9 protein-coding genes are annotated in these 13,846 nt (G+C 51.2%); 4 read left to right on the top strand and 5 right to left on the bottom strand.

Annotated elements, in window-relative coordinates:
* The 3 genes from OXG87_12745 to OXG87_12735 form a co-directional block, all read left to right on the top strand.
* On the top strand, positions 1–230 hold a 230-nt coding region (locus tag OXG87_12745; protein MCY3870421.1), incomplete at its 5' end, for a hypothetical protein.
* Between the two features lie 124 nt (positions 231–354).
* Entirely contained in the window at positions 355–819 is a 465-nt protein-coding gene (locus OXG87_12740; GenBank protein MCY3870420.1) for a DUF2059 domain-containing protein, read from the top strand.
* A 160-nt stretch (positions 820–979) separates the two neighbouring features.
* Positions 980–1,966 carry a tetratricopeptide repeat protein gene (locus tag OXG87_12735; protein MCY3870419.1) on the top strand — a complete coding sequence of 329 codons (987 nt, stop codon included), beginning with the start codon at positions 980–982 and terminating at the stop codon, positions 1,964–1,966.
* A 43-nt stretch (positions 1,967–2,009) separates the two neighbouring features.
* Here the strand turns inward: OXG87_12735 and OXG87_12730 are convergent, their stop codons facing one another.
* The 5 genes from OXG87_12730 to OXG87_12710 form a co-directional block, all read right to left on the bottom strand.
* The gene (locus OXG87_12730; GenBank protein ID MCY3870418.1) at positions 2,010–2,210 is read right to left on the bottom strand and encodes a hypothetical protein; all 201 of its coding nucleotides are present in this window, start codon (positions 2,208–2,210) and stop codon (positions 2,010–2,012) included.
* 537 nt (positions 2,211–2,747) lie between these two features.
* Positions 2,748–4,463, bottom strand: a complete 1,716-nt coding sequence (locus tag OXG87_12725; GenBank protein MCY3870417.1) for a RelA/SpoT family protein — start codon at positions 4,461–4,463, stop codon at positions 2,748–2,750.
* 106 nt (positions 4,464–4,569) lie between these two features.
* Positions 4,570–7,113, bottom strand: coding sequence for an alpha-glucan family phosphorylase (gene glgP / locus OXG87_12720; protein ID MCY3870416.1), 2,544 nt, complete (start codon positions 7,111–7,113; stop codon positions 4,570–4,572).
* A gap of 35 nt (positions 7,114–7,148) precedes the next feature.
* Positions 7,149–8,171, bottom strand: coding sequence for a Gfo/Idh/MocA family oxidoreductase (locus OXG87_12715; GenBank protein ID MCY3870415.1), 1,023 nt, complete (start codon positions 8,169–8,171; stop codon positions 7,149–7,151).
* Positions 8,172–8,184: 13 nt separating this feature from the next.
* Positions 8,185–8,868: a response regulator gene (locus tag OXG87_12710; GenBank protein ID MCY3870414.1), complete on the bottom strand. Its 684-nt coding sequence runs from the start codon at positions 8,866–8,868 to the stop codon at positions 8,185–8,187.
* A gap of 176 nt (positions 8,869–9,044) precedes the next feature.
* Between OXG87_12710 and uvrA the strand changes: the two genes are divergently transcribed.
* The coding region (gene uvrA, locus OXG87_12705; protein MCY3870413.1) for an excinuclease ABC subunit UvrA at positions 9,045–13,846 on the top strand (4,802 nt) is incomplete at its 3' end.

The raw sequence follows: 13,846 nt of genomic DNA, 5'->3' as shown, positions 1-13,846 counted from the left end.
CTTATCTGGAGGAGCGAGGATATTTGCGTCCGTCAGACCAGTTTCATCAGGCGTACAAGGAAGTTGAGCATAAGGCGCATCAGGTTCATCTGATGATGCTTAAGTTGCGGGCGTTGGTGGAGGTCAAGAGGGTGTGGGATGTGAATCGTATTCTGAAGATTATCACCTTGTTAGATGATATTTCTCAAAAGGAAGAGCGCATTCTAAAAAACGTGTCGAAAGCACTTTAAAGCGGTATATTTTAAATAGACTCACATTGGCACAGATATTGCAGATTATGAGCAATGAACCCATTAGCGTGTACTCAACTCGAGTACCGCGTAACGTCGTAAATCGAGAAAGGAGACAAGCAGTATGAAAACACAAATCATCATATGGGTGGCGTCATTGGTTCTAATAGGGACACTTAATGTAGTCGCAGAAGAAATGCCCGACCCGGCTGATGTATCCAAGAGAACGAATATCAAACGCCTGATGGAAGTAACAGATGCCAGCAATCTCAGCATGCAAATTATGAATCGGCTGATTCTCACCATGCAGGAAGGCCGTTCAGACGCTCATAAAAAGTTCTGGGCTGATTACATGGCTGAAGTTAATCCAAATGATCTTATCGAAATGATCATACCCATTTATGAAAAGCATTTTACTCATGAGGAAATCAAGCAATTGATCGCATTTTATGAATCTCCTATAGGGAAAAAGATGCTTAAAGTCCAACCTCAAATCATGATGGAATCCATAGCGGCGGGCGAAGAGTGGGGAAAACAGTTGGTGCAGAGAGCCATGGAAAAACTCCGCGAAGAAGGGTACCATAAATAGGTGTGTTTCAAAAAACGCAATTTGGAGGTAGATCTCGAAATCCACCCCAGGGCTCATTATATTGGAGATTCAAAGAAGGTTCTTTCAGGCTTGCTGTTAGAACCTTCTCATTTTATACTGTGTTTTGACAATATCTCTATTAAACCCCAAGAGATTCGTTATGAAAAAAATGCATTTGATCAATCTTACTCTCCTGTTGATCTCAGGTCTGTTTACAGGTTGTGGCAGCACAGGACTCTACGTTACGGTAACCCAGCCAGCAGAAATTAACCTAAAAGATTTTGACAAAATTGCAGTTGGAGAAATTAAAGGTTCGGGAAGCGGAGTCTTATCGGCACTCAGCGATCTTGTCCGGGTTGTAGGAGGTGGAGAAACCAAAGACTCAGGGAGCCATAAATTCTCCGCTGAGTTAATACAGGTCCTCTTTGAATCTAAACGATTTGAAGTACTCGATCACGAGAGCCTGAAGATGGGTTTTGGCCAGAACAATCGTACCGGAAACATCGCCCTCATTTCCGGCACTATTTCAGAATACAACTACAGCGAGGATTTAACCCACAAAGATGTTGAGCGAAAAGATAAAAAGACGGGTGAAGTCGATACCACGCGAACATACTACCGTGAAGGGACCGCAAAGGTAAGTGTCAGCCTGCGTATTGTGGATTTGCGCACATCAAAAATTTTGGCAACCAGGAAGTTTGACAAATCTGAGAGCGCAAAAAAATCAAGGAAGAATTCAGAGCCGCTCCGTATTGATCGCTCGCGCCTTTTTGAGGCGTGCCGAACGCAAATTATTCGCTCTTTTATGCGGATGATTGTGCCTTATACCGAGCGTGTGTATGTCTCATTTGAAACCGACAAAAAAATACCAGAATTGGAACGTGGCTTTAGAATGGTCAAGCTGGGAAATTGGGATGCCGCGCTTGACATCTTTCAAAGGATAACCGAGACCTATCCCAATTCCCCTTTAGTCCATAAGGCATATTACAATCTTGGTCTGGGCTATATGTACACGGACCTGTTCGATCAAGCGCGAACTGCATTAGAAGAAGCCTATGCCAGGAAGTCCGAAGCCAAATATCTAAATGCCATCAAAAAACTGAATGTACGCATTAAAGATAAGCGTCGGCTGGAAGAGCAAATGTGATAATCACTAACATGAGGAACCAACTGTGGAAGCGTTTATTATTTTAACCATTCTCATTATCGTAATCCTTGGGACTTTTGGTCGATGGGCAAAGAATTTCTTTGGCTGTTGCTGCCATGAGTGTGGAACCAAAATGCAGCCATTCGAAAAACTGCCCGATAATGACAAGTCCGATATACTGGAATACTTCAGGCGTTTTGAGGACCGCGAGCCAGACGTGGAGGGCATCTTCGCGTGTGGGCATTGTCTGCTGGTGTACGATGACTTCTCGGGCGAAAAACGAACAATGGACGGTGACGAAAGATCATTCTGCAAGGTATGCAACTCTGCAGGTGTATCGTATATAGGCCCCATGTCTCCTGGCGATATGGAAAAATTCCAGGAACGGAACAAACATCTGATTGAATCAATTGAGTGCCTGCGATGCAAAAGAAATCCCATGGGAATTTGGGACTGTGTCCCCTGCGACACAGACATCAAGGTAACGGCTTGCCGACGTTGCTATTCAATCTATGCTCAGATGCCCGTCAATGGCAGTCGATACAGATTTCAGGTCCTGCTTTCGGACAACACAATAATCAAGGAGTCACCCGACTCAAAGTGGGGTGTATTTGAGTTCGAGTAAACGATTATATGCAAAGCAGGTCCAACCAAAAAAGCCGACGCACAAACGTCGGCTTTTTGTTTTCATCCATTCCATCGCTCAAGCTGAACTTTCCGGAGGAGCTTCAAAGCGATAAAATCGTAAGCCCTGATATCCCAAGCCTGAAGGACTTGGGTTTTACGGGCTTTGCAGATAAGCAGACATGACATTGGGAATCCTGCGGAGATTTTGCAGAAGTTCTTCGAGGTGATCGGCATTTTTGATCTCTACCTGGAATTGGTTGTTAAATTCCTCGCGCTCAGTCTCGATACTGGCCCCCACAATGGGAACACCGAGATTGGACATAACCTGCGTCATATCGGACAACAAATTGGTGCGATCCCTACCCGTGACCTGGATGGTAGCAGTAAAAGTCTCTGTCTGATCGGTTTCCCATTCGCGCAGAACCCGGCGAATACAACTTCGCGCCTTGGCACTCTTGACAAAATCGAGCCAATCGCGGTGTGGACGCTGGTGCGGCGACGTAATAATCTCAACCGTCTGCCCTGTCTCAAGCGGCGTAGAAAGTGGCACCATCTGACTGTCAATGCGGGCACCCACGCAGCGATTGCCAATTTCGGTATGCACTGCAAAGGCAAAATCGACGGGCGTGGCCTCATCGGGAAGCTGAATCAGATCGCCCTGAGGTGTAAAAACATAAATCTCGTTTGAAAAAAGATCGACCTTGAGTTCTTCGATAATCTCCTGGGGATCTGATGTCTCCCCCTGCCACTCGAGCATATTGCGAAGCCCATCTATGTGTTGATCGAGTTCTGTCCTTTCTGGAGACCCCTCTTTGTAAAGCCAGTGTGCTGCAATACCCTCCTCTGCTGTCTGGTGCATCTCGTGGGTGCGTATCTGCACCTCGATCATCAACCCGCGCGGGCCTATCACCGTCGTGTGCAAAGACTGATACATATTGCTCTTAGGCGTTGCAATGAAATCCTTAAAACGGGGCATAACCGGCGTATAGAGCGAGTGAATCATACCCAGGACGTGATAACATTCCTGAACCGTATCGACCAGTATGCGAATAGCCAACAGATCGTAAATATCTTCAAAAGCTTTGCTCCGCGTCTGCATCTTTCGGTGAATACTGAAGAAATTCTTGGGACGTCCCGTGATCTCCCCTCGAATATTTGCTTCCTTGAGTATTTTTTCCAGCGGCACGCGCATCTCTTCGATATAAGCCTCGCGCTCACGTCTCTTGAGGCGGATCTTTTTGCTAATCGCGCGATAGGCTTTGGGTTCGAGCCACTTGAGAGCCAGGTCTTCAAGCTCCCACCGAATACGCGCAATCCCCAAACGGTGCGCCAGAGGCGCGTAAATATCCAGACTCTCGCGCGCCATGCGCTCGCGCGTTTCAGGAGGCAGGGGATCCAGCGTACGCATATTGTGCAGGCGCTCGCAAAACTTAATGAGAACAACGCGCAAGTCGTTGATCAAAGACAGAAACATCTTGCGGAAATTCTCAGCTTGCTCGGCCTCTTGCGATTGGAAGGTCAGATCTTTGATCCTGGTCACACCGTCAACCAGATCGGCAATATGAGAACCAAAATGACGCGCGATTTGTGCGTGGGTTGCTGTGCCGTGCGCTATGGTATCGTGCAAAATACCAGCCACCAGAGTTGCAGTATCCTGATTGAGATCGATAAGAATACGCCCGACCTCAAGCGCGTGAACAATATACGGCTGGCCCGACTTGCGAAAATGATCCTGATGTGCCTTCCTGGCAAAATAAAAGGCGCGGGTCAAGAGTTCTACATTGTGATCGGAACGACTTTGAAGAGCATGCTGGAGAAACGCATCAAAGGTGGGATCATCTGCGAGGGATTTTTGGGAGAGTTTGGTCATAGCGACCTCCGCTGTACGAATCAGCGAATCTACGAATCTACGGCGGAGTTTGTAACAACTTTGGGTGGTAGAGCGGGATTCGTCTATTCGTCTATTCGTCTATTCGTTACGCCCAGGTAATTAACCCGGTATCACATATTGAATTGAGGTCCTCGTGGTGCGGGCGAATGCGAACCGTATAGCCCCACCGGCCGCTCTTTTGCAAAGACAGGTGCCCCACAAAAGTATGGGAATCCACAAGCACCATCGGCAGCGACTCGCCCTGGACAATTTGCCCCTCTGTGCCGACCTGCCCGTGAAAAATCTCGACAGCCACATCCTCTACAGCCAGGTCGCCCAGCGCGACATCTGCGCGAATTTCGATCTTATCGCCCACATGCGATGTTTGCATCTGGCTCGACGTTACAGAACGGATCGCGACATCCCCCCACCCATGGCGAACCCTATCTTTCCATTCAGCCAGAGCACTGGCTCTTGCGCCATTGTTATCCGAAAGATTTTTTGATCGCGCATGCGCCTTCAAGTAGAACCGCTCGGTATATTCCTGCACCATGCGATGGGTATTGAACTTTGGACACAACACGCGCATGGCGTTTTTCATCCGGGCGATCCATCCTCTGGGCAACCCATCCACACCGCGATTGTAAAAAAGCGGCACGGCTTCTTTCTCGAGAATATTGTAAATTGCCCGCGCTTCAATCTGGTTCTGATATGCCGGATCGTCGTATTCTTTGCCGTGACCGATCTCCCAGCCCAATTCCGGTTGATAGGCTTCTGCCCACCAGCCATCGAGCACACTGAGATTTAGCGCGCCATTGGCAACGGCTTTCATGCCACTGGTACCGCTCGCTTCCTGGGGTCTCATCGGCGTATTCAGCCAGATATCGACTCCTTGCACGAGATAACGCGCCACACACATATCGTAATTTTCGATAAAAACCAGACGGCGATGGAGATACTCGCGCTGCGTAAGACTGAAAATTTCCTGGATAAATTCCTTCCCCGCGTGGTCTTGCGGATGCGCCTTGCCCGCAAAAATAACCTGAACAGGACGTTCCTCATTGCACAGGATGCGCGTGAGCCTTTCGAGATCGTGAAACAAAAGTGTCGCGCGCTTATACGTTGCAAAACGCCTGGCAAAACCAATCGTAAGCGCATCGGCAGTCAGGACCTCGTCGGCGCGCGCCATATCGATTGACGACGCTGTTTCTCTCTGCAACTGCTTTCTGAGACGTTGACGGGCAAATGCAACGAGGCGTTCTCTCCTGCGCTCGTGGACGCGCCAGAGTTCTTCGGGCGGGATATGGTCTATCGTCTCCCACACACTCTGATCGTGCGGTTCCTCCAGGCGCCGAGGTCCCATATAATTGTCCTCAAGCGCGCGCATCTGTTGCGAAATATGGGAAGCAATGTGAACGCCATTGGTAATCGACTCGATGGGGATTTCATTCTTCGGCAACCCGGGCCACAGCGATTGCCACATATTGCGCGAGACCTCGCCGTGGAGTTTGCTGACGCCATTGCGATAGGACGACAGCCTGAACGCGAGCACAGTCATGTTAAAACCGTCGCCAGCTCTTTGGGGACCTCCCTGTCCCAAAGCGAGAAACGCAGGCATGGAAAGACCGAGTTCATGCGCATAGGACCTGAAGTATTTTTCGATCAGAGAAACGGGAAAAACATCGTGCCCGGCCGGAACCGGGGTATGAGTCGTAAAAACGTGACCTGCTGACGTGTACTCTGCGGCCTGATCAAATGTGGCACCATCGGTGTGCATCGCCTGTCGGATGCGCTCCAGCCCCAGAAAAGCCGAATGCCCTTCATTCATGTGGCATACGGTGGGCTGCAGACCCAATGCGTTGAGCGCGCGCACGCCGCCAATACCCAGCAGAATTTCCTGCCGAATGCGCGTTTCACTATCCCCACCGTAAAGTTGCGCCGTAATTTCGCGGATAGACGGCGGGTTTTCCATCAAGTTGGTATCGAGCAAGTACAGGGGAATGCGCCCAACCTGCACTTTCCATATTCGCACCCGCGCTTCTGCCTCGGGAAATGCGAGAGTAATGGTAATATCCCGCCCGCGTTCATCGCGAACAATCTGGACGGGCAGTGCGTAATAGTCATTTTCCGTATATTCTTCTTGCTGCCAACCGTCATTTGTGAGATACTGATTGAAATAGCCGTGTTGATACAGCAGACCCACCGCAGCAAAAGGCAACCCCAGTGTACTCGCAGACTTGAGATGATCTCCGGCCAACACACCCAGACCACCCGAATAAATCGGCAGGCTCTCGGTAAGACCAAACTCCGCAGAGAAATAGGCGATTTGAATATCGGACGCTGTTTTGCCATGGGCAGAGTGAAAATAGGTCTCCCCATCCATAAACGCGCGGAAAGACTCAGACACCCGCTTAAAATGCGCCATGAATCCCGGATTTTCAGAAAGTTGATTCAGGCGTTCCTGGCTGATGTCATTGAGCATGCGCACTGGATTGTGATAAACTGTTTCCCAGAGAATGGGATCAATGCGTCGAAACAGATCCATCGTATCCGGATCCCAGGCCCAGCGCAGATTATACGCCAGTGCTTCCAGGCCCTGAAGCGCTTTGGGAAGCGAAGGTTTGACCACAAAAGTAGAAATTGGTTTCACAGGGTTTTTATCTCCTATTATCTGTCTCCTGAATTTCACACATCTTCAACAGCAACGACCGCATCCGTCTCCCACGATTTTATCGCCGCTTCAATAACCATCTGTGCTTTGAGTGCTTCTTCACCCGAACCCTCGATATCTTCGGGAGATACATCTTCGAGGTTTTGCTCTATCCACCGCCCAATGCGACTTTGAAATGTCTCGCTGAACGCCATCATACCGCCGATGTAGTCATAGCGTTCGAGTTCCATTGAGCGGCGGGGGTGAAAGTGCAGATGTTCACAGGCTTCTTCGAGCACAAAGCGGGCGTCTGATCCCACAACCTCGAGGCGTTCAAGGCCATAAGAACCGCCCGGCCCCGTAGCGTCATAACTTCCGGTGAGATTACCCACCGTACCGTCTGCAAAGCGCATATTGAGTTGCATATTCGACCAGCACACGCGGCGATTGCCATCGTTATCTACCCCGCGCTTAAAAAAAGCACTCACCTTTTCAATATCGCCACAAAAGTAGCGCATAACGTCAATAGAGTGCGGGTGCAGGGCGCGAATGTGGAACCACGGCGACGTTTCTCGGGGGTTATTGATCCACATGGTCATATTGATGATATTGATCTCGCCCAGGCGACCCTGATCAACCCATTCTTTGGCGCGTGCAGCAGCAGGCGTAAACCGATGATTGAGATCAATGCCGTAGCGCAAATTTTTCTTTCGCGCCTTGGCGACCATCTCTTTTGCCTCGTCAATATTATTCGAAATCGGTTTTTCCCCGAGTACATGAACACCCGCTTCCAGGAGTTCCATCGTGGGTTTGTAGTGGTCGCCACCATTTTCATGACCGGCAGTCGCAACACTTGCCACAGTGATATCCAGGCCCGCGTCCATCATATCTCGCACAGTGTAAAATGCCCTGGCACCGTATTGCGACGCGGCGGCGTCTGCGCGTTTTTGGTCTATATCGCAAACAGCAGCGAGATTGCATTGGTCGTGACCATTATAAATAGTGGCGTGTCGGTTGCCAATCCCCCCCAAACCGACCACGGCGACGTTTAATCCCATAAAAAACTCCTTTCTACCAGTTACTGAGTATCCGACCTACAAATGCCGGGACTTCGTCTGTAAAAAAATACATGATGGCAAAGACCCCCATGAGAACATAGAACCCGATTATGGCGAACATAATAATTTTTTTGCGCTTGCTCATTTTGGCACGCGACGAAGCTCTCAGATCGCGCGGTTGTTTGAGGAAAGACTCTGATTTACCTTCATCATCAGAGGGCGCTTCCGATGGTGCTTCCGCCTCTTCTCCGTCTTCAGTATTTTCCTCCGATACTTTCTCTCCCTCCTCGGTCTCTTCTGCATCTGCAGATATATCCGGTTCTACTTCTTCTGATTTGGCTATTTCGAGTACGCGCTCTATTTTTTCGATGAGTGTCTTGTCTTCAAATGGTTTTTCAACAATACTGTAAACACCCTGTTCCATGAGTGCTGTGGCTTCTGCTTCCTCAACGGGGAACGATACCGCAATCACCGGCATTTCAAAGCCTTCTTCGCGAATAAATTCGATCAACACATCGCCGTGAACAATCGGCATCTCGAGATTGAGCAACACCAGATCGGGTTGTCCGTGCGCGATCGCATCAACCGCTTCGGTCCACGTTGTCGCGCTCTGTGCCTGATAATCATTGGATTCGAGAATCTTGACAATCCGGTTTACAGCGGCTTCTTCACTGTCAATAGTCAAAATTTTTGTCATACTGTCCCCCGTGCGTAGTAGGGCAAATATTGGCACTCGAAAGTATAAAGCGAAAGAAGTCCAATGACAAGGATTTTCCCTCATTGCAATCACCCGATGAGTTCTCTCTTGATTGGTGAACGTGTGTATAGTATATTGCAATGCGAAAAAATTAAAAATTAAAATTTGGGAGTCTTATGGAAACAAAAAGCATCGTCGTAAAAGGTGCGCGAGTACACAACTTGCAAAATATAGACCTGACATTGCCCCGACACGCGCTAATATGTTTTACCGGCGTATCCGGTTCGGGCAAGTCATCAATGGCATTTGATACCATCTATGCCGAAGGCCAGCGGCGTTATGTGGAATCCCTATCCGCGTATGCGCGTCAATTTTTGGGGCAAATGGAAAAACCCGAAGTCGATCAAATCACGGGATTATCGCCAACGATTTCCATCGAACAAAAAACCGCAGGACGCAACCCCCGCTCAACCGTGGGCACAATAACCGAAATCTACGACTATTTGCGCGTATTATTTGCGCGAATAGGCATCCCCCATTGCGCGCATGACAATACGCCAATTGGGGCGCAAACGCGCGACGGCATTGTGGATCGAATCATGGCACTGGGCGAGGGCACGCGCATTCACATTCTATCTTCTCTCGTACAGGGCCGAAAAGGAGAGTACCACGACCTGTTTGAAAATCTGCAAAAAGAGGGATATATCCGTGCGCGCGTGGATGGACAGATCACAACATTGACCGAGACCCCGAAATTGGAGCGCTACAAAAGACACGATATCGAGGTCGTAATCGATCGGGTTATCGCAAAAAAAACAATGCGGGGACGCATTGGCGAAGCCGTCGATGCCGGTCTCATAATGGGCAAAGGGGCGATAATCGTCAGCGCAGAGGGCGAAGACGATCTTCTGCTGAGCACGCACTTTTCCTGTCCCACCTGCGGGCGCAGCGCGCAGGAGCCTGTACCGCAATTGTTCTCATTCAACAGCCCACAGGGCATGTGCCCCGGCTGCCGCGGATTGGGCACGCGCTATGCAATGGATCTGGCAAAAGTCGTCCCCAATCCCGAATTATCTGTAATGGAAGGCGCAATCGCGCCGCTGGGCGTACCCAAAAACCGATGGAAATCTCACTATTACGCGGGCGTTTTGAAGCGCCATGGCGCAGACTTGCAAACGCCCTATAAGCGCATCTCACCAGAGGGCCAACAGGCATTATTATACGGCATAGACGGCAAAATGACCTTTGAATGGCGCCGCAGCAATGGCAGCATAAAACGCCATCGCGACGGATTTGAGGGCATTCTGCCCCCAATGGAGCGGCAGTACGCCGAGGGGCGGAGTCCCATAGTGCGCAAACGGCTTGCGCCTTTTATGCGCGTGGGCATATGTCCCGTATGCGAGGGTACGCGCTTAAAACCCGAAGCCCTCTCCGTCAAAATCGAAGGACACACCCTGCCCGATGTCACGGCAATGACCGTCAATCGCGCACACGCCTTTTTTCAGGACCTCAGATTGACCGAGATCCAGGCGCGGATTGCCGAAGACGCCCTGAAAGAAATTCGCGGGCGACTAAAATTTCTTCTCGACGTGGGTCTCGATTATCTCACACTCAACCGCACGGCACCCACGCTGTCGGGCGGCGAGGCGCAACGCATTCGCCTCGCCAGCCAGATTGGGTCTGGATTAGTCGGGGTAACCTATGTGCTGGACGAACCGTCAATTGGCCTGCACCACCGCGACAATCGGCGATTACTCAACGCCCTGTGCCGCCTGCGGGATGTGGGCAATACCGTAATCGTCGTCGAACACGACGAAGACACAATGCGCCGCGCGGACCGGGTGGTGGATTTTGGACCAGGGCCAGGGCACCTCGGTGGTCGGATAGTCGCCGAAGGGTCCTGGAAACAAATAGCGAGAAGAACCCGCTCGGTGACAGGCGCTTATCTCTCGGGAAAAGAAAAAATTGCCGTCCCCAAAAGGCGGCCCGTATCGCATCGCAACTTATGGATTCGGGGCGCATCTCAAAATAACCTCAAAAATATCGACGCAAAAATTCCCGTCGGCGTATTTACCTGCGTCACGGGCGTGTCCGGATCGGGAAAATCATCGCTGATCGCCGACATTCTCTATCCCTCCCTCGCGCGAGAATTAAACCGCGCAGAAACGGAAACGGGCGCGCACCGCTGCATTGAGGGCATAGACCTCCTGGACAAAGTCATCGAGATCAACCAGCAACCCATCGGGCGCACGCCGCGCAGCAATCCGGCGACATATACGGGTGTATTTGATCCCATTCGAAAATTATTCGCCGAACTGCCCGAATCAAAGGTACGAGGCTATAAACCCGGGCGCTTCAGTTTTAACGTAAAAGGCGGACGATGCGAGGCGTGTAAGGGCAATGGCGCAAACCTCGTCGAAATGGACTTCCTCGCCGACGTGTGGGTAACGTGTCCCGTGTGTGAGGGGCGGCGTTTTAATCGCGAAACCCTGGACGTGAAGTACAAGGGCAAATCCATTGCCGATGTGCTGGCAATGGAAGTCGAAGAAGCGCATCTGTTTTTTCAGGCAATCCCCGGCATTCATCGCATCCTCCAAACCCTGGTCGATGTGGGAATGGGCTACGTCAAATTGGGCCAGCCCGCGCCAACGCTCTCCGGCGGCGAAGCCCAACGGGTCAAACTATCAAAAGAACTGTGCCGCAGGAGCACGGGCAAAACCCTGTACATCCTGGACGAGCCGACAACGGGCCTGCATTTTGCCGATATCCAGAATCTCTTAAACGTATTGCATCGGCTCGTGAATATGGGCAATTCCGTGGTGGTTATCGAACACAATCTGGACGTAATCAAAACCGCGGATTGGGTCATCGATCTGGGACCTGAAGGCGGAGAAGACGGGGGACAAATTATAGCAGAAGGCACACCCGAACACCTGACGCAATCTCCCAACTCCCACACGGGACGCGCGCTTGACGAAGTGCTATCGCGCACGCCACCTGCACCTGCAAAAAACGGTAAACGAATTGCGAATGGTCAGGTGCGGACCATTGACATTGTGGGCGCGCGGGAAAACAATTTGCAAAATGTGGATGTATCCATTCCCCGCGAAAAAATGACCGTAATCTCCGGCGTATCCGGTTCGGGAAAATCTTCCCTGGCACTCGACACAATTTACGCCGAAGGACAGCGGCGATATGTCGAATCCCTATCCGCGTATGCGCGGCAATTTCTGGGACAGATGCCCAAACCAAAGGTCGATCGCGTGGTAGGCTTATCGCCCGCGATTGCCATTGAACAAAAAGCCGCGAGCAAAAACCCGCGCTCGACCGTAGGCACCGTAACAGAGGTTTACGATTACCTGCGGGCACTCTACGCATTATTGGGCGATACCTGTTGTCCAGATTGCGATGTATTGGCGGGCAACCAGTCCGTTCGGGAAATTGTAACGCGCGTACTGAAAATGAAACGCCGTCTCTACCTTCTCGCACCCATAGAACTCGGCAAGGGCGAAGATTATACCAGTTTGATCAACCGCTTTCGCCGCAAAGGTTATTTGCGCGGCAGACTCAATGGCGCAGTTTTCAACCTGTCAGACCCGCCCGAGATCGACTACAGACAGACCCACAGACTCGAAATCCTGATAGACCGCGTAACCGCAGAAAAAAAGAACCGCAAACGCATCGCGGACTCCATCGAAATCGCGCTGGATATTTCGGGGGGCATTTTGATCGTCGCATCGCCCGATGACAGCGAAGAAACGCGATTTAGCCAGCATCTCTCGTGTCCATCCTGCGGACGCAGTTTTGAGACAATAACCCCTCAGCATCTCTCTTTTAACAGCTCCGAAGGCTGGTGTTTGTCGTGCGAAGGACTGGGAACGCAGCGCGGCATGGGCATTCACACACTAATCCCCGATGTTCACAAATCATTGTCCGAAGGCGCAGTACTCGCCTGGGGAAACGTAGAACCGCACACACAAATAGGCGACATGCTATCTGCGGTCGGCGAAGCCGCGGGCTTTGACCTGCACACCCCTTTCGCGCAGATATCGGCAAAGGGACGACACGCGATCTTATACGGTTTGGGCACACAGTGGCTAAAGACCTCTAAAAATCTCTCATTCCAATTCAAGGGCCTGTTCCCCACAATCGATACCCTCGTGCGGCAAGCACCGCGATTCCGTCGGCTAATGGGTGACTTTATCCAGGACGTGCCGTGTCCGTCCTGCAAGGGAACCCGCCTGAAGCCGGAAAGTACAGCAATAAAACTATTCGGCAAAACAATGCCCCAACTGGTGGCAATGCCCATCCGCGAAGTACGCACCTATTTCGACACAATGATTTTGGAAGGACAAGCGCGCGAAGCCGCCGCAGAAGTACTGCACGAAATCCAGAGCCGCCTGCGATTTCTCGACGAAGTGGGCCTGGGCTATTTGAACCTGGGACGGCGAGCACCCACGCTATCGGGCGGCGAAGCGCAGCGCATTCGCCTGGCCAGTCAGATCGGATCCGGTCTAACCGGGGTACTCTACGTACTCGACGAACCGACAATTGGCCTGCACCAGCGCGACAACCACCAGTTATTGGTGGCACTGGCACAACTGCGCGACCTGGGCAACTCTCTCCTCATTGTCGAACACGACCGCGAGACCCTGAACCGGGCAGATCACATTCTGGACTTTGGGCCCGGCGCAGGTGTTGAAGGCGGACGCATCGTAGCTGCGGGCAATCCGCGCAAATTAAAAACCGACAACGGCTCAATAACCGCGCATTATCTCGCGGGCGATTTACAAATCGAGGTCCCCAATGAGCGGCGAAATCCCGAACGGGGATCGCTTTGCGTGGTAGGCGCACGGCACAACAACTTAAAAAATGTCGATGTCTCATTTCCGCTGGGCACCTTGACCTGCGTGACCGGCGTATCGGGCTCGGGCAAAAGTTCGCTCGTCAACGACGTACTCTTCGGCGCACTCGCCGC

This window comes from Gemmatimonadota bacterium (genome assembly GCA_026706845.1).
Classification (GTDB): domain Bacteria; phylum Latescibacterota; class UBA2968; order UBA2968; family UBA2968; genus VXRD01.
This window is presented reverse-complemented; position numbering and strand designations above follow the sequence as displayed.